Source organism: Lentzea sp. NPDC003310 (assembly GCF_040610935.1).
In the GTDB taxonomy this organism is placed as follows: domain Bacteria; phylum Actinomycetota; class Actinomycetes; order Mycobacteriales; family Pseudonocardiaceae; genus Lentzea.
The window spans coordinates 1-23993 of record NZ_JBEXNC010000016.1 but is presented as its reverse complement, the minus strand read 5'-3'; the positions used below and the strand labels follow the sequence as shown (position 1 = coordinate 23993).

At 70.5% G+C, this 23993-nt stretch carries 18 protein-coding genes and 1 pseudogene; 4 read left to right on the top strand and 15 right to left on the bottom strand.

Going from position 1 to position 23993, the window contains the following annotated elements; genetic code table 11:
• Window positions 1–11: 11 nt before the first annotated feature.
• The 3 genes from ABZX02_RS30435 to ABZX02_RS30425 all read right to left on the bottom strand — a co-directional run bounded on the left by ABZX02_RS30435 (window position 12) and on the right by ABZX02_RS30425 (window position 5315).
• Window positions 12–2888, bottom strand: a complete 2877-nt coding sequence (locus tag ABZX02_RS30435) for a glycoside hydrolase family 48 protein (RefSeq protein WP_355303161.1) — start codon at window positions 2886–2888, stop codon at window positions 12–14.
• 243 nt (window positions 2889–3131) lie between these two features.
• Window positions 3132–4064, bottom strand: coding sequence for a right-handed parallel beta-helix repeat-containing protein (locus tag ABZX02_RS30430; protein ID WP_355303159.1), 933 nt, complete (start codon window positions 4062–4064; stop codon window positions 3132–3134).
• 105 nt (window positions 4065–4169) lie between these two features.
• The gene (locus tag ABZX02_RS30425; RefSeq protein ID WP_355303158.1) at window positions 4170–5315 is read right to left on the bottom strand and encodes an enolase C-terminal domain-like protein; all 1146 of its coding nucleotides are present in this window, start codon (window positions 5313–5315) and stop codon (window positions 4170–4172) included.
• A 108-nt stretch (window positions 5316–5423) separates the two neighbouring features.
• Between ABZX02_RS30425 and ABZX02_RS30420 the strand changes: the two genes are divergently transcribed.
• A complete protein-coding gene (locus ABZX02_RS30420; protein WP_355303156.1) occupies window positions 5424–6440 on the top strand; it encodes an RNA-guided endonuclease TnpB family protein in 1017 nt (338 codons plus the stop codon).
• 193 nt (window positions 6441–6633) lie between these two features.
• Here ABZX02_RS30420 and ABZX02_RS30415 read toward each other — a convergent pair whose 3' ends face one another.
• The 6 genes from ABZX02_RS30415 to ABZX02_RS30390 form a co-directional block, all read right to left on the bottom strand.
• Window positions 6634–7902 carry a sugar ABC transporter substrate-binding protein gene (locus ABZX02_RS30415; protein ID WP_355303154.1) on the bottom strand — a complete coding sequence of 423 codons (1269 nt, stop codon included), beginning with the start codon at window positions 7900–7902 and terminating at the stop codon, window positions 6634–6636.
• A gap of 8 nt (window positions 7903–7910) precedes the next feature.
• Window positions 7911–8792 carry a carbohydrate ABC transporter permease gene (locus tag ABZX02_RS30410; RefSeq protein ID WP_355303152.1) on the bottom strand — a complete coding sequence of 294 codons (882 nt, stop codon included), beginning with the start codon at window positions 8790–8792 and terminating at the stop codon, window positions 7911–7913.
• Window positions 8789–9664 carry a sugar ABC transporter permease gene (locus ABZX02_RS30405; protein ID WP_355303150.1) on the bottom strand — a complete coding sequence of 292 codons (876 nt, stop codon included), beginning with the start codon at window positions 9662–9664 and terminating at the stop codon, window positions 8789–8791. Before ABZX02_RS30405 ends, ABZX02_RS30410 begins: the two co-directional genes overlap by 4 nt.
• Window positions 9661–11829 carry a pectinesterase family protein gene (locus ABZX02_RS30400; RefSeq protein ID WP_355303148.1) on the bottom strand — a complete coding sequence of 723 codons (2169 nt, stop codon included), beginning with the start codon at window positions 11827–11829 and terminating at the stop codon, window positions 9661–9663. The genes ABZX02_RS30405 and ABZX02_RS30400 overlap by 4 nt, the downstream gene beginning before the upstream one ends.
• A 167-nt stretch (window positions 11830–11996) precedes the next feature.
• A complete protein-coding gene (locus ABZX02_RS30395) occupies window positions 11997–12581 on the bottom strand; it encodes a hypothetical protein (protein WP_355303146.1) in 585 nt (194 codons plus the stop codon).
• A 15-nt stretch (window positions 12582–12596) separates the two neighbouring features.
• The gene (locus ABZX02_RS30390; protein ID WP_355303144.1) at window positions 12597–13778 is read right to left on the bottom strand and encodes an MFS transporter; all 1182 of its coding nucleotides are present in this window, start codon (window positions 13776–13778) and stop codon (window positions 12597–12599) included.
• A gap of 74 nt (window positions 13779–13852) precedes the next feature.
• Here ABZX02_RS30390 and ABZX02_RS30385 point away from each other — a divergent pair, with 74 nt between their 5' ends.
• Window positions 13853–14836 carry a LacI family DNA-binding transcriptional regulator gene (locus ABZX02_RS30385; RefSeq protein ID WP_355303142.1) on the top strand — a complete coding sequence of 328 codons (984 nt, stop codon included), beginning with the start codon at window positions 13853–13855 and terminating at the stop codon, window positions 14834–14836.
• On the opposite strand, the gene ABZX02_RS30380 is transcribed toward ABZX02_RS30385, so the two are convergent.
• From ABZX02_RS30380 to ABZX02_RS30370, 3 genes are all read right to left on the bottom strand, one after another.
• Complete coding sequence (locus ABZX02_RS30380; RefSeq protein WP_355303140.1) at window positions 14837–15709, bottom strand: cellulose-binding domain-containing protein; 873 nt, start codon at window positions 15707–15709, stop codon at window positions 14837–14839.
• A gap of 10 nt (window positions 15710–15719) precedes the next feature.
• Window positions 15720–17693, bottom strand: a complete 1974-nt coding sequence (locus ABZX02_RS30375) for an RICIN domain-containing protein (protein ID WP_355303138.1) — start codon at window positions 17691–17693, stop codon at window positions 15720–15722.
• Window positions 17694–17836: 143 nt separating this feature from the next.
• A complete protein-coding gene (locus ABZX02_RS30370; protein ID WP_355303136.1) occupies window positions 17837–18604 on the bottom strand; it encodes a hypothetical protein in 768 nt (255 codons plus the stop codon).
• A gap of 156 nt (window positions 18605–18760) precedes the next feature.
• On the opposite strand from ABZX02_RS30370, the gene ABZX02_RS30365 reads away from it, so the two are divergent.
• Window positions 18761–19588: an alpha/beta fold hydrolase gene (locus tag ABZX02_RS30365; RefSeq protein WP_355303134.1), complete on the top strand. Its 828-nt coding sequence runs from the start codon at window positions 18761–18763 to the stop codon at window positions 19586–19588.
• Here the strand turns inward: ABZX02_RS30365 and araA are convergent.
• The 3 genes from araA to araB are packed head-to-tail and all read right to left on the bottom strand — an operon-like array spanning window position 19558 to window position 23404.
• Window positions 19558–21060, bottom strand: a complete 1503-nt coding sequence (gene araA / locus ABZX02_RS30360) for an L-arabinose isomerase (RefSeq protein ID WP_355303132.1) — start codon at window positions 21058–21060, stop codon at window positions 19558–19560. The genes ABZX02_RS30365 and araA overlap by 31 nt on opposite strands.
• A 17-nt stretch (window positions 21061–21077) precedes the next feature.
• Window positions 21078–21731: an L-ribulose-5-phosphate 4-epimerase gene (locus ABZX02_RS30355; protein WP_355303130.1), complete on the bottom strand. Its 654-nt coding sequence runs from the start codon at window positions 21729–21731 to the stop codon at window positions 21078–21080.
• Window positions 21731–23404, bottom strand: a complete 1674-nt coding sequence (gene araB, locus ABZX02_RS30350; RefSeq protein ID WP_355303536.1) for a ribulokinase — start codon at window positions 23402–23404, stop codon at window positions 21731–21733. The genes ABZX02_RS30355 and araB overlap by 1 nt, the downstream gene beginning before the upstream one ends.
• Before the next feature lie 297 nt (window positions 23405–23701).
• On the opposite strand from araB, the pseudogene ABZX02_RS30345 reads away from it, so the two are divergent.
• A pseudogene (locus ABZX02_RS30345) lies at window positions 23702–23993 on the top strand (hypothetical protein); the annotation flags it as partial.

The following is a 23993-nucleotide window of genomic DNA, read 5'->3' as shown; positions in this document are numbered from 1 at the left end:
CTCGGGACTCCTCACCCGTAGAGCTCTGCGTGCAGGGAGAAGGCGGTGGCGATCTCCGCCTGTGCCCAGAAGCGGTGGTACGTGAAGGTGGGTGCCGGTCCACCGTCCAAGTAGGACTGCACCTTCGGCCACTGCGGGTCGTTGCGGAACATCGACCGCATCGACAGGAACGACGAGCCCTGGCCGATCGTGTCGCCGTTGGGCATCTTCCCGGTCCAGCCGGTGGGCACGTACGGCCCTTCCAGGGTGCTGGTGTTGTAGACGTCGTCGAACCGGTTGTAGTCCGCGCGCGTCTCCGGGGTCGCGATGCCGAGGCTGTCCTGGTGCGCGAGCAGCCCGGTCAGCAGCGCCTCACCCGTGGTCTTGGCCGAGGCGTTGCCCGACCGCGCCGCGTAGTTCAGCAGCACCTTGGCGTACGACGCGGCGATGCCGACGTCCTGGTTGTGGTTCACCACGCGCACCCGCAGGTTCGCGTTCGAGCCGGGGTTGGTCGCGTTCCACGTGTCCGGCGCTCCCGACCACTCCAGGTCCGCGGGGATCTGGAAGTTCGTGCCGGTCGTGGTGTTCGCGATCGCCCACGGCACCCACTTGTCGAGGATCTTCTTGGCGCGCGCGTCACCGGTCAGCCGGTACAGCGCGGCCGTGCGCTCGATCCCCCACACCTGGAAGCCGAACCACCGGTTGCTCGGCGGGTCACGCCACACCGGGTGGGCGTCGTAGTACATGCCGTAGAACGTCGGCGTGCCGGCGGGAGGCGAGGCGTACTGGCCCTCCCAGCTGTTCGTCACGCCACCGGCGAGACCGCCGTCGGCCGACTGCAGCCACTGCAGCATCTCGAGCTGCCGGCTCAGCGACGTCGCCCAGTCCTGCTGCCCGGTGGCGGACAACGGCTTGAGCGCGGGCACGTTCGCGAGAGCGTGCGCTGCCAGCGGGTTCTGGTAGCCCTGGTGCGAGGCACCGTCACCGATGCGCCACGCCCAGCCGGCGGACGTGTCGGTCGCGCCGCCCCAGGCGTAGTACCAGGACATCAGGTAGTGCGCGCTGTTCTTGCCGGTCGCGCCGGGGCACGACGACGGGCTGCTGCAGTTGCCGATGCGCTTGAAGTACTTGTCGAACATGGCGTACCGCAGGTAGTCGCCCATCTTGGCGGACTTGCCGATCTCCGCCGAGATGTCGCCGGCCTTGCCCTGCGCCGTCGCCCACTGCTGGGCGAGCAGCGCCACCTGCACCACGCGGGCGTCCGCGTCCGGCGCGTTGGTGTACTTCCACTGCTTGGCGTACGAGGCGTCCTTGGTGAACAGGTCCAGGAACCCGTTGGGGCCACCGTGCTTGAACGTGTCGCACGAGGGCTGCGGGATGGTCTCCCACACCGACTCCGACGAACCGCGCTGGTAGGTGTTGATGTACGCGGGCGCCGTCGTGCCGTCACCGCAGCGGCCGAAGCCGTAGGTGTTGTCGACGTCGATCAGCCAGTGCATGCCGTAGACGTCCGAGTTGCCGTACGCGGACTTGAGCTCCGCCGCGATCGGGTCCTGCCCGACCGGGACGGTGCCGTCCAGCGTCGACGGGTACTGGTCCATCCGCGGGTGTTCGGGCGCGTAGGTCGCCGGCTTCGACGGGTCGTACTTGTCGTTCGTCGGCTGGTCGGCCTTCGCGGGGATGATGAACTTCTCCATCGACGCGAACGCGGACTTGAACGGCGCCCAGTCGCCGGTGACGCGGCCGTAGCTCGCCTCCAGCCACAGGTAGTAGCTGAACGCCTCGGACGTGGTCTGGTGACCGTGGTCCGGTGCCTCCACCATCAGCGTCTCGACCGAGTGGTACGGCACGAGCAGGTCGCCGAACTTGCGGAAGTAGCCGCTCGCCGGGTCCTTGATCTTGTTGTACTGGTCGAGGAACGCCTTGTTGAAGTCCGAGGTGGACGGGTCGATCTCGTTCACCGTCACGCTCGCCGCGCTGTACCCCGTGGCCGAGGCCGTGAACGTGGCACTGCCGAGCGCGCCGCCGTTGTTCGCCGACGTCACGGTCACGGTCTGCTTGGCCGTGCCGGAGAAGGTCAGCGTGGTGGGCGACGCCGTCAGGTCACTGCTGCCGCTGCGGGCGATCGTGACGGTGACGGGCTGGCTCGGTGCCGTGGCCAGGGAGACGTCGAACGTCGCCGTCTGGCCCTGCTTCACCGAGACCGTGCTCGGCGAGGCGAGCACCGCCGGTCCGGCGAGCACCTTGACCGCGGCCGGGGCCGAGGTGGTCGTGGCGCCGCGGTTGTCCGTGGCCCGCGCGGTGATGCTGTGGTCACCGGCCGGCGCCGACGTCCAGGTGCCGGTGAACGGCGCACTGGTGTCGGTCGCGATCAGCGTGGTGCCCGCGTAGAAGTCGACCTTCGCCACCGTGCCGTCGGTGTCCTGCGCGGTCGCCGCCAGCGGGATCTGCGCTCCGACGGTGTAGCTGCTGCCGCTCGCCGGCGACGTCAGCGCCACCGAGGGCGCCTGGTTCGGCCCGGTGCAGGACACGCCGTTCACGGCGAAGTCCGTCGGGGGCCGGTTGGTCGAGCCCTTGCTGCCGTTGAAGCCCACCTGCGCGGTGGCTCCCGAGCCCAGCGTGGGCGCCCAGGGAGGGTTGGTCACGGTCACGACCGCGCCGTTCTGCGTGAAGTTCCCGCTCCAGCCCTGCGTGACGCGTTGCCCGTCCGGGAACGTCCAGGTCAGGTTCCAGCCGTTCAGCGCCTCCCCGTCGTTGCGGATCGACACGGCCGCGCCGAATCCGTTGTTCCACTCGTTGGTGACTTGGTAGGTGACGGTGCAGGCCACCGCAGCCGGTGCCGCGACGGCGGGAGCCCCGCCGACCAACACCACCGCCGCAACCGCCAACGCCACTCTTCGTCGAGTCATGCCGCCGCCCTCTCGACAACTGGGAGCGCTCCCAGAGTTCACGGCACTGTAACGTGGCCCACAGCGATCAACCGATCACAGGTGCAGCGGGTAGTACGCCGTGCGGCGCTCGTTGATAGTCCTTGCGGCGCAACGGGAGTTGCTCTGCCGGTTCCTCTTACTGCTCTCTTCGAGTGGAATCCTGGGAGCGGTCCCAGACGAGGTCGGGGGCGCCCCCGCCACTGGGGGCGCCCCCTGGTCCCGTCAGCCGCGTCCGGCACCCGCACCGGCGGTGACCACGCTCTTCACGCTGCTCGCGCTGTCGAGCGGGTAGGAATAAGGCAGGCTCTTGACCGAACCGCCCTGGTCACCCGTTCCCGAGTTGACGAAGTGGTTGTTCCGCGCGACGAGCGACCCACCGGGTGAACTGCCCTCGCCGCGGTGGAACGGGTCCTGGGTGTTCTCGAAGTAGTTGCCCTCGACCAGGACACCGGCCTCGACGGTCGACGCGACGCCGTAGTCGGTCACACCGCCGTAATAGTTGTTGTAGACGTGCACCGGGTTGCCGAACCGCACGCGCGGGTGGCGCTGCTGCGTGCCGGCGAACCAGTTGTGGTGGTAGGTCACCCGGAGCTTGCCGCGGTCCTCGGAGCCGTTGTCGTCGCTGTGGCCCAGCAGCGCCGTCTTGTTGTGACTGGTGAACTTGTTCCAGGACACCGTGACGTAGTCCGAGGCCCGCTTGACGTCGACCGCGCCGTCGTAGCCGTTGGAGAAGGTGTTGTGGTCGACCCACACGCGCGTCGAGTACTGCACGTTGATCGCGTCGTCGCCCCAGCTCTTGAAGTTGAGGTTGCGCACGATCACGTTGGACGCGTTGGCGATGTTCAGGCCCTGCCCGGTGATGGTCGCCGAAGAGCCGACGCCCTCGATGGTCTTGTCCGAGGCGACCTTCGTCATGCTCGACAGCGAAATCGTTCCGGAGACCCGGATCACCGCGGCGCCCGACGCCTTCGCGGCCGCGACGAACGCGGACGCCGTGGTGACGGTGACCGGGGTGGCGCTACCGCCACCCGTGGTCCCTCCGCCCTGCGTGGCCCAGCCGACCAGCCCGAACGGGGCGGCGGTCGCCTGAGGAACGGTCACCGCGCCGAGGAACAGCGCGGCAGCGGAAATCAGTGCTGTGCGTTTTGGAATCATTTACTCACTCCTATGCAGGGTGAGCGGCGGTAACACCAACGAAACCAGTCGCGCACATTGCGGTCAACCATTTCGAAGATATTCGACTAACCGATTTCCAATTTCTCACCACACTTCAAGAGTGTGAACCCGGATGTGTTCGAAATTCCAGTCGTCGCCGATTCCAGATCCCGCCGGCAACGGCACGTGACCGTTCTCGTCGAGCGGGTCGGCGATCGAGTTGCGGTGCGGCGGGACCTGGTCGAAGTCGACGTGCGGGTGCAGCAGGCCGCGTTCGTACCACCGGCCGGCGTCGGTCGCGCCGAGCACCGTGAGGCTGCCGGTCCCGTTGCCGTGGATCTCGCAGTCGAGGTTGAACGACTCCGCGAGGTGCACGGTCTTGAGCACCGGCGTGATCCCGCCGCAGCACGCGGGTCCGGCCCGCAGGATGTCGCACGCGCCCGCGGTGATCCACTCGGCGCGGGTGAAGTGCTTGCCCCACGCCACCTCCGGGCCGATCACCGGGATGTCGAGCTGGTCGGCGAGCCACCGGTAGGAGCTGATCGAGGCCTCCTCCATCGGTTCCTCGAACCAGTAGAAGTCGAGCTCCTGCAACGCCCTCCCGAGCCGCAACGCCTCGGTCCGCGAGTACCAGTGGCTCGCGTCGAGCATCAGCGCGACGTCCGGCCCGACCGCCTCCCTGACCGCGCGGCAGGCCTCGACGTCGCGTGTGACACTCGGCGCTCCCGGCACCGGGGGCATCCAGGTGTGCAGCTTGATCGCCCGGTAGCCGATCGACACGAGGTGCTTCGCGAAGTCCCCGTAGTCGCCCGGGGTCGCGAGCCCGTCGGTGTCGCCGCACATCGTGCTGGCGTAGGCGGGAACGCGGTCACGTGCGCCGCCCGCGAGCTTCCACGCGGGCAGCCAGGCCTTGCGCGCCACGAGGTCCCAGAGCGCCTGGTCCACGAACCCCAGGGCGCGGTCGGTGAACCCGCCGTGCGAGCCGCGCTGCCTGCGTGCGAGCAGGCGCCACAGCCGTTCGCGGTCCCACGGGTCCTGGCCGAGCAGCACCGGCCGCACGTGCTTGTCCAGCACGGACGGCCGCAGCTGGTCGGGCTGGACCTGGCAGTAGCCCGTGGCGCCGTCGGCGTCGGTGATCTCCAGCAGCGCCTCGGTCACCTCGTGCTCGGGCGCCGGGTGCCGGTGGCCCTCCGCGTCGACGGACGTCCACGCCGTCGTGGTGAACGTGCGCACGGCGACCCGTTCGATCATCTGAAACCTCCGAGAAGACCCGTCCGTCAGGCGGGGAAGAATCGGGCCCTGCCCCACGATCGTGGGGCGCACAAGGGCCTCGGTACTGTGTGAACGGTGAAAGGGCAGGTGAAGCGGGCGTTCAAGTACCGCTTCTACCCGAGCGAGGCGCAGGCGGCGGAGTTGTCGCGCACGTTCGGCTGTGTCCGCAAGGTGTACAACCTGGCGTTGCGGGCCCGCAGCGAGGCGTGGACGCTGCGTGGAGAGCGGGTCGGATACGAGGCCACTTCCGCGTTGCTGACCACGTGGAAGCGCACAGAAGAACTGGCGTTCCTGGCCGAGGTGTCGTCGGTGCCGCTGCAGCAGACACTGCGGCATCCGCAGAACGCGTTCGGCAACTTCTTCGCCAAACGTGCCGAGTTTCCGCGGTTCAAGTCGCGGAAGAAGTCGCGCGCGTCGGCGGAGTACACGCGGTCGGCGTTCCGTTGGCGCGACGGGGTGCTGACGCTGGCGAAGATGACCGAGCCGCTGGACATCCGCTGGTCCCGGCCACTGCCCCGAGACGCGACACCGTCGACCGTGACAGTGTCCCGGGACCCCGCTGGACGCTGGTTCGTCTCCCTCCTGTGCGACGACCCGAGCGTGCGGCCGTTGTCCGCGGTGGACGCGGCCGTGGGCATCGATGCCGGCCTGGATCACCTGCTGGTGCTGTCGACCGGGGAGAAGATCGGCAACCCTCGGCACGAACGCCGCGACCGAATGGTGCTGGCGAGGGCACAGAGGGCGTTGAGCCGCAAGCAGAAGGGCAGTGGCAACCGGTTCAAGGCCCGCGTCAGGGTCGCCCGCGTGCACGCCCGGATCGCCGACCGGCGCGCCGATTTCCTGCACAAGATCACTACTCGGCTCGTGCGTGAGAACCAAACGCTCGTGATCGAGGATCTCGCCGTGTCGAACATGCTCGGCAACCACCGCCTGGCCCGCGCCATCAACGACGCGGGCTGGCGGCAGTTCCGACAGCAACTGGAATACAAAGCACGCTGGCACGGGCGGGACGTGATCGTGGTCGATCGCTGGTTCCCATCGTCCAAGCTGTGCTCGGCCTGCGGCGCCCTCACAGCGGCAATGCCGCTGCACGTGCGCACGTGAACCTGTGGCTGCGGTGCGACCCACGACCGGGACGTGAACGCGGCACGCAACATCCTGGCCGCCGGGCTGGCGGTGACAGTCTGTGGAGCCGGTGCAAGACCTCAACGGAACCCTCCGGGCGGGCAGTCGGCGACGAAGCAGAAACCCCGCGGCGCGAGCCGTAGGACTCCCCTCGTTTATGAGGAGGAGGAAGTCACTTGCGCTTCTCCCAGTCCTGCTGGGCGGTGGTGAGCTTGGCCGCGAGCTGGTCGAGGAACTCCTGCGCGGACATCTGGCCGAGCAACACCTTCTGGTACAGCGGCTCGGTGTCGGTCTTGGTGATCGACGAGTACTCCGGCAGGTAGACCGGCGCGGGCACGAGCACGGTGGCCGGGTCCTCCAGCACGCCGAGCGCCATCTTCACGGCCGGGTTCTCCTGGATCCACTTGGCGTCGCGCACGTCGGTGTTCGCCGGGATCTGGCCGACCTTCTCATTCCAGTAGCCGTTGCTCTCCGCCGAGACGAGGAAGTCGACGAACTTCCAAGCGGCGTCGCGGTTCTTCGCGCCCTTGAACACCGCGAAGCCGTCGGTCGGGTTCGGCACGACGGTCCGCTTGCCGGACGGGCCCTTGGGCAGCGGCATGGCGGCCACGCGTTCCGGGCCGAGCGCCTTCATCACGTCCGCGGTCGAGCCGAGGTTGTGGTGCATCATCGCGACCGAGCCGCCGGTGAACTGCGCGACCATCTGCGTGTAGTTGTTGTTCACGTCGGCCTCGGGCGTGGCCTTCTTGTACAGCTCCGCGACCTTGCGCACGAGCTCGGCGTTGCGCGGGTCGGCGACGGTGCTCTTGCCGCCCTCGTAGAACTTCTCGACGCCGGAGTAGGAGTAGGCCTCGGACAGCAGCTGGAAGACCGACCCGGCGCCGCCGCGGATCGTGAAGCCGTACTGGTTCGCGCCGGGCTTGGTCAGCTGGGTCGCGGCCTTCGCCAGGTCGTCCCAGGTGGACGGTTCGGCGATCTTGTTCTCCTCGAACCGGTCGGACCGGTACCAGATCACGTCCATGTTGCCCGACGCGGGCACGGCGTAGAGCTTGCCGTCGGGCGCGGTCTGCCGCACGGTCTCCAGCAGGCCGGGCAGCAGCTTCCCCTTGAGGGCGCCGTTGTCCACGCGGTCGTCGGCCGGTTCGAGCGCGTCCTGCCCGACGAGGTGCGCGAGGTAGGACGTGGTGACGCCGCCGACGTCCGGGGTGGACCCGCCGGCGATGGCGGTGTCGTACTTCTGCTGCACCGACGAGCTCGGGATGCCGACGTACTCGATCTTGATGTCGGGGTTGTCGGCCTCGAACCGCTTGATCAGCTCCTGGTAGATCGGGGTGCGGCCGGGGCCGCCGTTGTTGTCCCAGAACGTGACCGTCGTCGGGCCTTCCTGCCCGGCGGAACACGCGCTCGCCACGAGTGCGAGCGCGACCAGCAGTCTCTTCATGTTCTCCCTCATCCCTTGACCGCGCCCGCGCTCAGTCCCTGCACGAGGAACCGCTGCACGACGGCGAAAACCAGCACGACCGGCACCGCGGCGACGACGCCGCCCGCCGCGAGCGCCCCGAAGTCGGTGTTGAACTCGCCGAGCGCGTAGCTCAGCCCGACCGGCAGCGTGAACTTGTCCTGCTTGCTCGCGAACATCAGCGCGAACAGGAAGTTGTTCCAGGCGCCGATGAACGCGAACGACCCGACGGCGACGAGCGCGGGCCGCAGCTGGGGCAGCGTCACGGCGAAGAACGCGCGCAGCCGCGTGCACCCGTCGACCATCGCGGCCTCTTCGAGCTCCACCGGGACGTTGCGCACGAACCCGCTCATCAGGATCAGCGCGAGCGGCAGCTGGAACGCGGTGTCCGCGATGACGAGGCCGGTCAGGCTGTTCAGCAGCCCGGCGGACTTGAAGATCACGAACAGCGGGATCAGCATCATCGCGCCGGGGATGAACTGCGTGCACAGCAACGCCAGCAGGAAGACCCGCTGGCCGCGGAACTTGAAGCGCGCCAGGGCGTAGCCACCCATCAGCGCGAACACGGTGACGCAGACGAGCGTGCCGATCCCGATGATCAGGCTGTTCTGGAAGAACAACCCGAACCCGATGCCGTTCCACACGGTGTCGAAGTGCTCGAACGTGATCGGCCACGGCACGAGCGAGGTCTCCCCCGCCGGTCGGAGCGCGAAGACGAGCATCCAGTAGAACGGGATGAGCGTGAACAACAGGTAGAGCACCAGCGGCAGGTGCAGCCGGAAGAACCTGCTGGGGTCGCGGTGCTTCTTGCGCCGCGGCGGCGCCGGTGGCGGCTCCACCGGGGTCTCGTAGCGGACGAGGGTCTGGGTCATGCCCGGCTCCCGAACTTGGACAGCCTCAGGTAGAGGATCGAGAAGAACAGGAGGATCACGAAGCCCGCCATGGTGAGCGCCGAGCCGTAGCCGAAGTCGTGCGAGTCGACGGCCTTGCGCGCCACGTAGAGCGGGAGCGTGGTGGTCTGGTTGGCCGGTCCGCCGCCGGTGAGCGTGTAGATGAGGTCGACGTTGTTGAACTCCCACACGGCCCGCAGCAGCGTGGACAGCACGATCGCGTCGCGCAGGTGCGGCAGGGTGACGCTCACGAACCGCCGCCACCGCCCCGCGCCGTCGACGCTCGCGGCCTCGTACAGGTCGCCCGGGATGGTCTGCAGGTCGGCGAGCAGCAGGATCGCGAAGAACGGCACACCGCGCCACAGCTCGGTGACGACGGTCGCGGGGAACACCGTCGCCGGGTCGCCGAGCACGGACGTGCCGGGATCGCCGATGCCCCACTGGGCGAGCTGCTGGAAGATGCCGGTGGACGGGTTGTAGAGCAGGATCCAGATGCCCGTGGTGAGCACGCCGGACACGGCCCACGGCGAGAAGACCAGCGCCCGCGCGACCGCCCGGCCGACGAACGTCTCGTTGACGATCAGCGCGAGGACCAGTCCGAGCACCAGCTGCAGCCCGACCTCGACCACGACCCACTTGGCGCTGAAGGCGAGGCTCTGCCAGAAGAGCGCGTCCTCGAACAGCATCCGCTGGAAGTTCTCGAGCCCGATGAAGCCGTTCTTCCACGGCTGCGTCACGGTGTGCTGGCGCAGGCTGAACCAGCCGACGCTCGCGATGGGGTAGACCAGGAACACCGCCATCAGCACGAGCGTCGGGGCGATCAGGGCGTAGGGCGCCCACGTGCGAGTCCTCACGCCGGGTTCCACCCGCTCAGGTAGGTGGCCTTGGTGTGCTCGCGCGCCTGCTGGTCGGTGAGCTGCGGCCGGTCCGGCCCGTGCGTCGCGCCCGGTCCGGTGTTGCGGTACTCGGCGAACCTCGCTTCACGCCAGGGAAAGCCGGACATGTCGGTCCACGGCGCCTGCTTGACGGCGGCGGGCAGCTCGGTGTCGCGGACGACCACCTGGGCGATCGCGTCCGGGTCGCCGCCGGGGTGCCAGGGCCTGCCGAGGAAGAACGTGCCGGGCGCGGCGTCGCTGCGGATCTTCGAGTCGACGATCAGGAAGCCGTGCGGGTTGTCCCTGCGGGTGCTCGCCGCCGTCACGTACCCGTTGGGGTCCTGGCCGCGGCTCAGCGCCGTGATGGTGGCGCGCTCGAAGACGGCCGTCGCGCGACCGAAGAGGAAGTCGACGTCACCGGTGATCGCGCAGTCGCGGTAGTACTGGCGCGCCTTCACCATCGTGGCACCGGTGTCGGCGTAGAGCGTGTCCTGGTGCCCTTCGAAGCGCACCCGGTCGAAGAACGCCCGGTCGCCGGTGACCTTGGCCGCGACGGCCTGCGTGGCCGTGATCTCCGGGTGCCGCGCGCGGTCGAAGGAGTTGCGGAAGGTGAGGTTCCTGGCGGTGAACCCGTCCGCCGCGATGGTGGCGGTGGCGCTGCCGGTCGTGCCGTAGGTGGTGCCGTCGGGTTTCTTGGTGCCGCTGGCGTTGTCGTAGTCGATCACCACGTCCTGGGCCCGTCCGGCACCCTGGACCGTGAGGTTCTTCTTGGTCTTCGCGACCTTGACGACCTCCCGGTACACGCCCTTCGGCACCGTGATCACGGCGTCGTCCGGCGCGGCGTCGATCGCGGCCTGCACGGTCGCGAAGCCCTGCCCCACCACGAGGTGCCGTCCGGCCTGCTGCGCGCCCGCGTCGAGGTGCCGGACGCGGTGCGCGGGCTCCAGCCCCCGGTTCAGCGTCGGCGTCCAGCCGGCGTCCGTCCCGAGCGCCTTGTCGGGGTTGGCGGCGTTGTGCGCGGCGACCAGGCTCACCGGCCGTCCGTCGACGAGGTTCCCCACGTCGGTGATGGCCGTGCCGCCCCAGTTGTAGACGATCTTCTCCGGCGGGATCTGCCGGATGAAGTTGTTCTGCGCGTAGATCTGCGACCGCACGCCCACGCCCCAGCTGTAGGTCGGCGTGCCCTCGTAGAGGTTGTTGTAGACGTGCACCTGCCCGAACCGGACCCGCGGCGCGCGCTCGAGCACGTTGCGGAAGACGTTGTGGTGCACCGAGACCCGCAGCTTGCCCGGGTCGGTGGTGGAGGAGTTGGACGAGCCGATCAGCATGGTCTTGCCGTGCTCGGCGAAGACGTTGCGCGACACCGTGACGAGGTCGGCGCCGTTGGTGATGTCGAGCTGCCCGTCGTGCACCTGGTAGGGCCGTCCGAAGTGGAGCGGCTGGGCGCTGTCGACGTTCGGCTCGTCGGTGAACGTGCTGTGGTCGACCCACACGTGCTCGGACCGCTGCACCGACACCGAGTCGTAGAGCGAGTTCCAGTTGCCGGGCGACGCGCCGGGGCTGGTGTCCGTCGGGTCCCACTGCGGGAAGCAGTCGTGCGTGTCGCGGAACGTCAGGTTGCGCACGATCACGTTGCTCACGCCGTGGATCCGCAGGCTCCCGCCCGTGATCCCGGCCCCGCGCCCCACGCCGATGATCGTGGTGTCCGACGGCACGGTGAGCGCGATGGTCGCCTCCTGCCGCTTCGCCGACGCCACCCGCGCGTCCTCCAGAGCCCCGGCCGGCTCCCGCTCCCACCCCCACACCGCCGGGTCGTAGGCCGCGAGGTACCCGGCCAGCGAGTACCCGTCGACCGCGTAGTCCGTGCACCGCAACGGTTCCCCGTCCGCACCGACGTTGGCGTCGATCACGCCCCGCACCTTCACGATCCGCGGCCCGGGCGAGGCGAGGGCCGCGACGAGCTCGGCCCGCGTGCGCACCTCGTGCACCTGCGCGGCCGCCGCTCCCCCGGTCGTCCCCGGCCCCGACGACGCCCACCCGTCCCCGGCGGGCAACACCTGCCGCGCCGGGTCGTGGGCGGCGTGCGCCGGCACCACCCCGGTACCCGCGCAGGCCAAAACCAGCGCGCTGACGAAAAGCCGCATGACGGAATACCCTTCAGAAAGGATTCACATTCTTGAACACCGTCCACGATGGTGAAACGAGAATACGAATGTGTTCGTCACGCGTCAACGAAGTGAATTCATTCGACAATTCGTCCCGGGATTCGATGATTATTCGAATCGAACGCCGTCGAATGCGGGGCCGCGAGTCAGATCGCGGACGCAGCCAACTCGCGCAGCCGCTCCATCAGCCGCGGAGCCAACTCTTCCGGCCGGAGTCGGTACGCCCGCCACCGGTCGCGGCCACCGTCCTTCAGGGAGGCGTAGAACCGGAGGCGCCCGCGCGTGCTGGACTCCGTCGCCGACTCGGCGAACTCCGTGCTCGGGACGAGCCAGGCGGCCATGATCGCGCCGCGGTCGACGTCGATCGCCACGAACAACATGTCGAGCGTCGGGCGCTGGCGGAAGGTCTGGGTGCGGACGAACGCCACGAACGTCTCGGACTGAAGGCGCTTGCTGGTCGACATCCGCGCCTTGACCTGGACGGCGAGGATCGAGTCGGTACCGGCACCGTTGAACAGGAGGTCGACACCTTCGTCGTCGACGAGCGGAGTCGCCACGTTGAGCTTGCCGCGCGAGGCGAGGATGCACGTGGCGGCGACGAGGTGCTCCGCCGCCTTGCCCATCCGACCGGCCGGCGAGGCCTCGTCCAGGTCGAGATCGTCCGAGGCCATCACCACCCCGCTCCCAGGCTCGTCACCGGACACCCCGGCCACGTAACGGTGCCATCGCACCACCGCAGCCCTGGGTTACGAGTCGGAGCTCTCCGCCGACTTCAACATCGGCACGAGCGCCAACGCCGGGATCAACAGCACCGGCACCACCAGCAGAGCCCGCAACACCCCGGCCTGGTCCCCGAGCAACCCCACCAACGGCGGCCCCGCCAGGAACGCCGTGTACCCGATCACCGCCACCACGCTCACCCGAGCCGCGGCACGAGCCGGATCATCGGCGGCCGCCGACATCCCCACCGGGAACCCCAGCGCCGTCCCCACCCCCCACACCGCGACCCCCGCGAACGCCACCCCGGGCGACCCGGCGAACACCGCCAGCGCCACCCCGGACGCGGCCAGCAGCATCGACACCGCGATCACCGGCACGCGTCCCCACCGGTCCAGCGCGAGGGTGCCGAAGATCCGGCCCACCGTCATCGTCGTGACGAACACCCCGAACGCGACCGTGCCCAGCGCCGGGTCGAGCGAGTAGCCGTCGATGAACGCCACGGCCACCCAGTCGTTGGCCGTGCCCTCTGTGAACGCCAACACGAGCACGAGCAACCCGATCAGCAAAGTCCGCGGCTCGCGCCAGGCGGCCAGCACCCCGCTGCCCCGGCCGTGCGCGTCCTCGCCCGCGAAGCGGTACGTGCGCGCGGCGAACAACGTGCCGACGGCCACGACCAGGGCGACGGCGACGAGGTGTGCGGTCACCGGCAGGACGGCCCACGCCACCAGGGAGGCCAGGCCGGCGGCGGCGACGGTGCCGAGGCTCCACATCGCGTGGAAGCGCGGCATGACCGTCTTGCCCAGCGCGCGTTCGACCTCCGCCGCCTCGACGTTCATCGCCACGTCGCACAGGCCGGAGCCGTAGCCGAGGGTGAAGATGCCGATCGCGGTCAGCGCCACCGACGGGTACGCGCCGATGCCGACGCCGGCGAGACCCAGGCCCAGGGCGACGGTCACGGACGAGACGGACACCGTGCGGCGCGGGCGCAGGCGGTGGGTCACCTCGCCCGCGGTGAGCATCGCGAGGCACGCTCCGGCCGACATGGACAGCAGCAGCAAGCCCAGCGCGCCCGGCGTGAGGCCCAGCGCGTCGCGGGCGGCGGGGACGCGCGCGAACCACGTCGCGACCGCCACCCCGTTGAGGCCGAAGGTCACCGCGACCCCCGCCGCGGCGGCTCGGACGTGGCTCCTCGGCACCGTCACCGACATCCCGGTACCTCCCTTTCTCGATACGGAAGCCCTTACCCCACACATGGAAGCGCTTCCACCGCAATACTCGTGAGATGACGGCTGAACGCACCGCCACGCTGGACGACGTGGCCCGCGCCGCGGGCGTGTCCCGGGCCACCGCCTCACGCGTCGTCACGGGACAGGGCCCGGCATCGCAACGCAGCAGGGACCGGGTGGCCGCCGCGGTGGCCTCGCTCGGCTACGTGCCGGACGCGTCCGCCCGCGCGCTCGTCACCCGCACCGGCACGCGCCTCGCCATCGCCGTCATCGGGCACACCGCCGCCGTGCTCGACGACCCCTACGTCGGCCGCGTCCTCACCTCGGCCGCGCACGTCGCCGCCGAACGCGAGGTCGGCGTCTCCCTGCACTGGCTACCCTTGCACGATCCAGGCTCGCTCGCGCGGCTGGCCGACGGGCGCGGGCTCGGCGGGCTGGTGGTGGTCAACCCGACACGGCCCGCGCTGGAGACGGTGCCGAGGGCCCTGCGCGGACGGGTCGCGGCGGTCGGGGTCGGCGCGCGGGACGTGCCGTCGTTCGACGTCGACAACCGCGCGGGCACCGACGGCGTGGTGCGCCACCTCGTGCGCACCGGGCGGCGGCGCATCGCGATGGTCACCGGGCCGTCCTGGCTGCCCTGCGGCGACCGCGCCGTCGAGGCCTACCACGAGGTGCTGCGCGAGAGCGGCGGCGAACCCCGCGTCGTCCCCGGCGACTTCACCGCCGGCCGTGGCGCCGAGGCGGCCGTCGAGATCATGGCGCGCTGGCCCGACACCGACGCGGTGTTCGCGTTGAGCGACCTCACCGCGCTGGGTGTCCTCGACGGACTCCACGCGCTCGGTGTCCGGGTGCCGGGCGACGTGGCGGTCGCCGGGTTCGACGACATCGCCTTCGCGGGCCTGAGCCGCCCGGCGCTCACGACGAGCACGCACCCGGTGGAGGAGATCGCCACCGCGGCGGCGCGGTCGGTGCTCGACCGCCACGCCACCTCGGGGACGACGTTCTACCCGTCCGCGCTCGTCGTGCGCGACAGCGCCTGATCACTCGACCGCGCACGGCCGGCCGTCGACCGTGAACGCACCCGGGACACCGTTCCCGCCGCGCGCGGAGCCGTTGAACCCGACCACGACGGACTCTCCGGGCGCGATCCGCGGGTTGTAGTCGGCGTTCACCGCGCTGACCACCGCACCCGACTGCCGGGCGCGCGCGTTCCACATCTCGGTGACGACCTGGCCGTTCGGGAAGCTCCACCGCAGCGTCCACCCGTCGAACGCGGCGGTGCCGGTGTTGCGCAGGGTCACGTTCGCCTGGAACCCTCCCGGCCACTGACCCGTGACGCGGTAGGCGACGGCACAGGTGCGCGCGGGCGGCACAGTCGTCGTGGTGGGCGGCGGCTGCACGGGCAGCGTCGTGCGCGGCGGAGCGGCCCTCGTCGTGGTCGGCGCGACGCTGCTGGGACTCCCGGTGCACGGCGGTCCCCACACGCCTCGACCCGCCGCCGCGGCCTCGGCCTGGGCCACGAGCAGCGCCCCGCCGTCGACCCCCTCCGGCCGCAGCACACCCTGCCGCACGGCGAGCAACGCGTAGTCGGTCCCGTCCTCCAGCGCCAGGTTGACGTCACCGGACAGCACGGGACTCACGCGCACGGCGCGCGCCAGCAACGTCGCCCTGGCGAAGGTGAGCGCTCCCTCGGCGCCGCAGTCGGGAGGTGCCGCAAGCTGGGCGATGCGCACCTTCGTGCCGTCCACCAGCTCGACGGTGCGGCCGTCGACGACGTCCCTCACGACGTGCGGCACGCCCTCGTACCGCACCCGCTCGTCCACGAGCCTGGGCGGCTTGAAGGGGGTGCTGCTCGCCGGCGCGGGAGCAGGTGGCGCAGGCTCCGCCGAGCACGCTCCGGCGAGCAGCAGCACCAGCCCCGCGCTAGCGGCGGACCACGGCCGCCGACCAGCGCTGGTTGGCACCCGAGGTTGCCTGGTACAAGCCAATTCTGGCACCGTCCTCACGCGACTCACCGATCACGTCGAGCAGACTTCCGTTCCCCGCGTTGACGAACGTCCACGTGCCGTCCCCCGTGGACGACAGCACCCACCGCGCGGCGGGCCCGTCCGCGGCACCCAGCACGACGGCACCGCCCTCGGCCGTGATCCGCTGGCCGGTCGCGGCGTTGACGATCGAGAACTGCGCCCGGTGGTCATAGCCACCGGACCGGCGCTCCACCCGCCACACCTGCTCCGCCGCGGCCGGGTCCGTGGTGCGCTGCACGAGCGAAGTCCCCGACGGCGCCAGGGACTTGCCGCTCTGCACCCCGGTGAGCCGGTACTCGCCGCCGAGCGCGGCCGCGCGGTCCACACCGCTGACACCGCTCACCTCGAACGTCGTGACCGACCGCGCGGGCACCGAAAGTGTTGCCCTGCGGTCCTTCACGCGCACGGCGGCGCCCTTGACCAGCGCGCCGTGCTGGTCCGTCACGACAGGACGGACGGTGGCGCCGGGCCGCACCGAGGCGAACGCGGACAGGTCGAGCACGACCGACTGGGCCTGGTCGCCCTTGTTCAGGTGCACCACGGACTTCAGCTCGGCGCCCCGCACCGCGGCCACGTCGGTCGTGGTGTTCACGCTCACCAGCCGGTCACCGGGCTTCACGAAGTGCGTGAAGTTCCGCAGCGCGTGGAACTTGGTGTTGACGCGCGCCGGACAGGTCGCGAGCGTGTCCCGAGGCCCGCAGTCGAACGGGATCTGGACGACGCCCCAGTTCATGCCGTCGGGCGACTCCGCGCCCGGCTTCATGTTGTCGTAGTCCTCCACGGCCTGCCACAGCAGCCAAGCGCGCGGTTCCAGTTCGCGCAGGTCGTCGATCACCCGCTCGGCGATGCCCAGGCCGGGGTCCATGCTGGTGAAGCTCTGCCCGGTGCCCCAGTGCCCGTCGACCTCGCTCATCCACAACGGCTTGCCGGAGCCCTTGGCGATGTCCCGGGCGGACGTGCGGCGGCTCGTGCCGTACGTGTGCACGTTCAACTGGCCGACCTGCGCGCGCACGGCGGCCGGGTAACCGGCCCAGTCCTCCGCGAAGATGCCCGGGTTGGTCTCGTCCGGTGCGGACACGGCGGCCCTGAGGTTGTTGGCGCGCAACGCCTCCGCCATCGCGGGCACCACCTGGGCCTGCAGGGCGGGACCGAGGTGGGCGCCCTCCTGGCGGCCGCCCGTCGGGTTGCCGTCCGGTCCGAGCGTCGTGCGCCAGTACGGGGTGTTGGGCTCGTTGAACGGGTCGACCGTCGCGAACCTGATGCCGTGCGCCCGTTCCAGCTCCGCGGTGGCCTGGGCGAGGTAGGCGGCGAAGTCGCCGATCCGGTCCACCCGCAGCTGGTCCGCGTTCGGGTCGAAGCCGCCCGACACGTACCCGCTCACGGTCTGGAACCACGGCGGCGAGTTGCTGAACGACTCCCAGCGCGTCACGCCGGACTTGATCCGGTCGACCCACCACCGCTGTCGCGGATCCGCTGCCGCGTCGAAGAAGCGCGGGTCGCCCGGCCGCCACCAGTCCGTGTCCGTGCGCGTGGTGCCGGCCGGCGCCTTCCACCAGCCCGGGACCGCCGCTCCGGCGCGCAGGTACTCCGGCACATCGGGCGCGTTGCCCCCGCCGATGTTGTACCGCGCGATGTTCAGGTTCAGCCCGTCCGCACCGAACAGCAGGTCCGCCAGCCGGTTCCGGATCTCGTCCGGGTAGCCGCCGGTGGCGTTGGCGAACCACACCAGGCTCGTGCCCCAGCCCTGGAACGGCTCCTGCTGGTAGGTCGGATCGGGTCTGACGGTGACGGCGTCGGCGGCGGCCGAGACGGGGACCGCGGTGGAGAGCGTGAGCGCCGAAGCGGCGAGCAGAGCGAGGAGTCTGGTCATCGGTTCTCCGTTGAACGCGCGATGTTCACGCTAACATCTATCGAGAACCTACTGGCGAGTCAAGGTCCTGCCGGACGGAGGCGCGTCCATCCGGCAGGACCCCTGGGAACGCTAGGCCGAGCTCACCGCAACCCCGAGGAGAGTCACTTGAGCGAGCAGGTGGCGAAGCGTTCCAGCCCCTGAGGCCGCTGGTCCACGCGGCCGATGGCGATCGCGATCCGGTCCAGGGCGGCGCCGCGCTTGCTCGCCAGCGGTCCCAGGATCGCGTTCTGCACGAAGTTCGGGCCGCCCTGACCGGCCGACGTGCGCAGCCGTTCGTTGGCCTCGGCCAGCTGCTTGCCGAGGTTCGCGAGCTCGCGGTCGACCTCGGCGCGGGCGGCCGCCGGCACGTTCTGCAGCACCGGGAGCGGGCACTCGATGGCCCCCGCGGCGGCCGCCGTGGTGCCGGGCGCGGGTTGCCCCGACGGCGAGGCAGACGTGGCCGGGGGCGCGGACACCGCGGGCGCCTGGCCGAGTCCGCAGGTCGCGAACCTCTCCAGTCCCTCCGGCTTCGCCGCGACCCGGCCGATGGCCGTCTCGATGCGGTTGAGCGCCGCGACGCGCTTGCTCGCCAGCGGTCCGAGGATCGCGTTCTGCACGAAGTTCGGGCCGCCTTCACCGGCCGACGTGCGCAGCCGTTCGTTCGCCTCGGCGATCTGCTTGTCGAGGTTGGCGAGCTCCCGCTGCACCTCGGCCTGGGCGGCGGCCGGCACCGCCGGGACGACCGGTGCGGGGCAGGCGATGGCACCCGACGCGGTCTCGCCGCCGGCGAAGGCGACGGCCGCCGTCACGGCGGTCAACGTCGCCGCGACGGCCACACCGGCGACGACGACCCTCTTGCTCCGCTGCGGTCGTGCATGCGCTCTCGACATATCGGAACCTCACGACTAGGGGACGTTTTGTGCCGGCACAGAGGGAGTACGGACCGGGAAAATGAAAGGTTCAACTACTTGTGAGCGTTCACAGTCGCTGGCATGCTCACGATTCGTTCCGCAGTCCCTGCACCTGCGAAGATCCGGGGAACAGCCATGCCATCGGCAGACAGAGTCGTGCACGAACACGTCCCGCTGCGCGTCCACGGGGTCAACCTCAAGGTCGCGTCGGTGCGCCGGGAGGGCGCCGACGACCCGGTGGTCTTCCTGCACGGGTTCGGCACCAGCAAGGAGGACTACCTCGACGTCCTCCAGCGCCACGACTTCGCCGGGCGCCCGTTCCTCGCCTACGACGCCCCCGGTGCGGGCGCGACGGAGTGCGCCGACCTCGGGGCGGTCGACCTGCCGTTCCTGGTGGACGCGCTGCGCGGGGTGCTCGACCGGGCGGGCATCGGCCGGTTCCACGTCGTCGGGCACCTGACCGGCGCGCTCACCGCGCTGCTGCTGGCGCACCAGGAACCCGGCCGGGTCCTGAGCTTCGTCAACATCAAGGGCATCCTGGCCCCCGAGGACTGCACGCTGAGCCGCGAGGCGCTGCACCACCCCGACCCGGCGGCGTTCGTGTTCACGCTCGCCGAACGCAGCCGCGCGACGCCCTGCTACGGCGGCGGGCTGTACGCGGCGAACCTGCCCGCCAAGGTCCGCCGCGGTGCCATCCCCACGCTCTTCCGCTCCATGGTCGAACTGGCCGACCACGGCGACCTGCTGCGGAAGTTCCTGTCACTGCCCTGCTCGCGGATGTACCTCTACGGCGAGCAGTTCGCCGGCCTCTCGTACCTGCCGCTGCTCGACGCGAACGGGGTGGAGCTGGCGGAGATCCCGCACAGCGGACAGCTCCCCCTCTACTCCAACCCCGTCGCGACGTGGCGGCAGATCGCCGAGTTCCACGCCCGTCAGCTGATCCCCGCCGCCAGGCGGTGGTAGGCGGAGTTCCAGCGCAGCCGGTCGCCGAAGGACGCCGGGGTCGTCTCGGAGTCGATCAGCACGAGCTCCGTGGCGGCCATCTGCGCGAAGTCCCGCAGCACTTCGGCTCCGACGGCCTGCGTCATCACCGTGTGGTGCGGGCCGCCCGCCGTGAGCCAGCACTCCGCGGACGTCGAGAGCGACGGCTCCGGCTTCCAGACGGCGCGCGCGACCGGCAGCTTCGGCAGCGGCTCGTCCGGCGGCACGACGGTGACCTCGTTGGCCACCAGGCGGAAGCGGTCGCCCATGTCGGCGAGGCCGACCACCACGGCGGGTCCGGGAGCGGCGTCGAACACGAGCCGCACCGGGTCCTCGCGGTCGCCGATGCCGAGCGGGTGGATCTCGCAGGACGGCTGCGCGGCGGCGATCGTCGGGCAGACCTCGAGCATGTGCGCGCCGAGGATCTTCGGCTCGCCTGGGCCGAAGTGGTAGGTGTAGTCCTCCATGAACGACGTGCCGCGGCCCGTGCCGGTGCTCATGGCCTTGACCGCGGCCAGCAGCGCCGAGGTCTTCCAGTCGCCCTCTCCGCCGAAGCCGTAGCCGTCCGCCATCAGCCGCTGCACGGCGAGGCCGGGGAGCTGCCGCAACCCGCCCAGGTCCTGGAAGTTCGTGGTGAACGCGCCGAAACCTCCGGCGTCCAAAAAGGACCGCAGGCCGATCTCGATGCGCGCGGCGTAGCGCAGCGAGTCGTGCCGCTCTCCCCCGCGCGCCAGTTCGGGTGCGAGGCGGTAAGCCTCGGCGTAGTCGGTCACCAGCAGGTCGATGTCCGCGTCAGGCACCGCGTCGACCGCTTCCACCAGGTCGTTGACACCGTAGGTGTTGACCGAGACGCCGAACCGCAGCTCCGCCTCGACCTTGTCGCCCTCGGTCACGGCGACGTCGCGCATGTTGTCACCGAAGCGGGCCAGCTTGAGCCCGCGCAGGTGGGCGCGGCCGACCGCCGCGCGCGCCCAGCCGTCGATCCGCTCCGCGACGACGGGATCGCTCGCGTGGCCCGCGACCGTCTTGCGCGCCACCCCGATCCGCGTCTGCACGTAGGCGAACTCGCGGTCGCCGTGCGCGGCCTGGTTGAGGTTCATGAAGTCCATGTCGATGCTGGACCACGGCAGCGCCTCGTTGAGCTGCGTGTGCAGGTGCAGCAACGGCTTGCGCAGCAGGTCCAGCCCGGTGATCCACATCTTCGCCGGCGAGAACGTGTGCATCCACGCGATCACGCCGACGCACGACGGGTCGTTGTTCGCCTCCTGCATGATCGCGCGGATGGCGCCGGAGTCGGTCAGCACCGGCTTCCAGACGATCTCCGCGCTGATCCGGCCGGAGCCGGTGAGCATCTTCTGGATCTGCTGGGACTGGGCCGCGACCTGGTCGAGCGTCTCGGGGCCGTAGAGGTGCTGGCTGCCGGTGAGGAACCAGATCTGGGGCTTGTCCGGCATGTGCTCTCCTTCTGGGCTCACTGGCCGTAAACGTTCTGGTAGCGCTCGTAGAGCCGGTCGACGTGCTCCTGGTCGATCACGTCGGGCTTGCCGAGCTGGAGTGCGAAGTGGACGGTGCGGGCGACGTCCTCCAGCAGCACCGCGGCCTTCACGGCCTTGACGGCCGTCTCGCCGACGGTGAACGGGCCGTGGTTGCGCATCAGCACGGCCTTGGACCGGCTGGTGCTCAACGTGTCCACGATGCCCTTGCCGATCGAGTCGTCCCCGATCAGCGCGAACGGCCCGACGGGGATGTCGCCGCCGAACTCGTCCGCGATCATCGTGAGCACGCACGGGATCGGCTCGCCGCGCGCCGCCCACGCCGTGGCGTAGGGGGAATGCGTGTGCACGACACCGCCGACGTCGGGCATGTGCCGGTACACGTACGCGTGCGCCGCCGTGTCGCTGGATGGCGCGAGCTCGCCCTCCTTGAGCGTGCCGTGCAGGTCCGTCACGACCATCGCGTGCGGTCCGAGCTCGTCGTAGGAGACCCCGGACGGCTTGATCACCATGAGGTCGTGGCCGGGCACGCGCGCCGACACGTTGCCGGCCGTCCAGCTCACCAGTTCGTAGCGGGTCAGCTCGCGGTGCAGCTCGGCGACCGTGCGCCGCAGTTCCGCCGTGGGCGACATCAGTTCTTCCCCTCCAGAGCGGCGCGGCGGTACGCGCGCAGGCGGTGCATGACATCGTTGGCACCGCGGCCGAAGTAGTCGTGCAGCTCCTGGTAGTCGAGGAAGAGCCGTTCGTACGCCTCGACGTTCGCGCTGATGGGCGTGAAGACGTTGCGCCGCACCGATCCCATCTTCTCGGCGGCGCCCCGGATGTCCGGGTACGCGCCGGCGGCCACCGCCGCGTGCATCGCGGAGCCGAGCGCCGGTCCCTGCGCCGACCCGATCACCGACAGCGGCAGGTTCACGACGTCCGCGTAGATCTGCATCAGCAACGGGTTCTTGGTGAGGCCGCCGGCGATCACGAGCTCGGTGACCGGCACGCCCGCGTCGGTGAACGCGTCGATGATGACCCTGGTGCCGAACGCGGTGGCCTCGAGCAGCGCGCGGTAGACGTCCTCCGCCTTGGTGGCGAGCGTCTGGCCGACGACCACACCGGACAGTTCGTGGTCGACCAGCACGGACCTGTTGCCGCTGTGCCAGTCGAGCGCGACGAGCCCGTGCTCGCCGACCTGTTGTGCCGCAGCGAGTTCGGAGAGCAGCTCGTGCACGGTGATGCCCCGCGACTCGGCTTCGTCGTGGTACTCGGGCGGAACCTGGTTGCGCAGGAACCACGCGAAGATGTCGCCGACGCCGCTCTGCCCCGCCTCGTACCCCCACAGCCCCGGCACGATGCCGCCGTCGACGACGCCGCACATGCCCGGCACCTCGCGCAGCTCGGCCCCGCTCATCACGTGGCACGTGGAGGTGCCCATGATCGCGACCATCTGCCCCGGCTCCACGGCCTGCGCCGCGGGCGCGGTGACGTGCGCGTCGACGTTGCCGACCGAGACCGCGATCCCTTCCCGCAGGCCGGTCCAGCCGGCGGCTTCCGCGGTGAGTGCGCCGGCCCTGTCCCCCAGCGCGGACAGCGGGTGGTCGAGCTTGTCCGCGACGAACGACGCGAACTCGGGGTTGAGCGCCCCGAGGAACTCCTCGCCGGGATACTGCCCGTCCTGGTGGATGCCCTTGTACCCGGCCGTGCACGCGTTGCGCGTGTAGGTGCCGGTGAGCTGCCAGACGATCCAGTCCGCCGCCTCGACCCAGTGCGCCGTCGCCGCGTAGACCTCGGGCGCCTCCTCCAGCAGCTGCAGCGCCTTGGCGAACTCCCACTCGGACGAGATGAGCCCGCCGTACCGCGCGAGCCACGGCTCCGCGCGCTCCCGAGCCAGCTCGTTGATCCGGTCGGCCTGCGGCTGCGCGGCGTGGTGGCGCCACAGCTTCACGTAGGCGTGCGGGTTCTCCGCGAACTCGGCCACGTCGCACAACGGCGTGCCGTCCGCGGTCACCGGCACCATCGTGCAGGCGGTGAAGTCCGTCCCGATGCCGATCACCTGCTCCGCCGAGATCCCGGCCGCCTCGACGGCCTGCGGGACGGCGGTGCGCAGGACGTCGAGGTAGTCGGCCGGGACCTGCAAAGCCCACTCCGGCGGCAACGACCGCCCGGTAGCGGGCAGCACCTGGTCCACCACGCCGTGGCGGTAGTCGTGCACGGCGGTACCGAGCTCGGCACCGTCACGGACGCGCACGACCACGGCGCGGCCGGACAGCGTGCCGAAGTCGACACCCACCACGCACGCGTCGCGGTCGATCGTCATGTCAGTCACGACCTGAGTGTTATCGCTAACAATCGGGGAGTCAAGACATGCCCGATACATCGTGATTTCCCTGCGAGGGAGGGAAATGTTTTCGAGGTGAGCGCACGACAAAGCGCGGCGGGTGGTGGCTGGTGGTGGCGTTGGGCGGCGGAGGGGCGGGGAGAGGGACGGCGCGCAGGGTTGAGAGCTGGTGGGCGGCGGGTGGGGTGGCGGGCGGGAGGTGACGGGGCAGCGGGCGGGAGCGCAGCGGCGGGCAGGAGCGCGGCGGCGAGCGGGAGAGCGGCGGCGGGTGGAGTGGTGGGGTTGCGGGTGGGGGCGAGGGCGGTGCAACGGCGGGTGAAGTGGTGGGGCGGCAAGCCGGGGGTGGCTGCGGGTGGCGTGGCGCGACGGCAGGCGAGGCGGCGGCAGGTGGGCGGGGCGATAGGTGAGGGCGCGGGCGGCGCGGTGGCGGGTGGGGGCCGGGGGTGGTTGGTGGTGGCGCTGGGCGGCGAAGGGGTGCGGAGACAGGCGGCACGCCGGGGTGAGGGCTGGTGGGGCGCGCGGCAACGGGTGGGGGCGACGCGGCGGCAGGCGCGCGACGGCACGTGGG

Excerpts from the sequence above, each read along its gene's own strand:
- ABZX02_RS30435 (WP_355303161.1), bottom strand. The coding sequence starts at position 2,888 with ATGACTCGACGAAGAGTGGCGTTGGCGGTTGCGGCGGTGGTGTTGGTC.
- ABZX02_RS30430 (WP_355303159.1), bottom strand. The coding sequence starts at position 4,064 with ATGATTCCAAAACGCACAGCACTGATTTCCGCTGCCGCGCTGTTCCTC.
- ABZX02_RS30425 (WP_355303158.1), bottom strand. The coding sequence starts at position 5,315 with ATGATCGAACGGGTCGCCGTGCGCACGTTCACCACGACGGCGTGGACG.
- ABZX02_RS30415 (WP_355303154.1), bottom strand. The coding sequence starts at position 7,902 with ATGAAGAGACTGCTGGTCGCGCTCGCACTCGTGGCGAGCGCGTGTTCC.
- ABZX02_RS30410 (WP_355303152.1), bottom strand. The coding sequence starts at position 8,792 with ATGACCCAGACCCTCGTCCGCTACGAGACCCCGGTGGAGCCGCCACCG.
- ABZX02_RS30400 (WP_355303148.1), bottom strand. The coding sequence starts at position 11,829 with ATGCGGCTTTTCGTCAGCGCGCTGGTTTTGGCCTGCGCGGGTACCGGG.
- ABZX02_RS30390 (WP_355303144.1), bottom strand. The coding sequence starts at position 13,778 with ATGTCGGTGACGGTGCCGAGGAGCCACGTCCGAGCCGCCGCGGCGGGG.
- ABZX02_RS30385 (WP_355303142.1), top strand. The coding sequence starts at position 13,853 with ATGACGGCTGAACGCACCGCCACGCTGGACGACGTGGCCCGCGCCGCG.
- ABZX02_RS30375 (WP_355303138.1), bottom strand. The coding sequence starts at position 17,693 with ATGACCAGACTCCTCGCTCTGCTCGCCGCTTCGGCGCTCACGCTCTCC.
- ABZX02_RS30370 (WP_355303136.1), bottom strand. The coding sequence starts at position 18,604 with ATGTCGAGAGCGCATGCACGACCGCAGCGGAGCAAGAGGGTCGTCGTC.
- ABZX02_RS30365 (WP_355303134.1), top strand. The coding sequence starts at position 18,761 with ATGCCATCGGCAGACAGAGTCGTGCACGAACACGTCCCGCTGCGCGTC.
- araA (WP_355303132.1), bottom strand. The coding sequence starts at position 21,060 with ATGCCGGACAAGCCCCAGATCTGGTTCCTCACCGGCAGCCAGCACCTC.
- ABZX02_RS30355 (WP_355303130.1), bottom strand. The coding sequence starts at position 21,731 with ATGTCGCCCACGGCGGAACTGCGGCGCACGGTCGCCGAGCTGCACCGC.
- araB (WP_355303536.1), bottom strand. The coding sequence starts at position 23,404 with ATGACGATCGACCGCGACGCGTGCGTGGTGGGTGTCGACTTCGGCACG.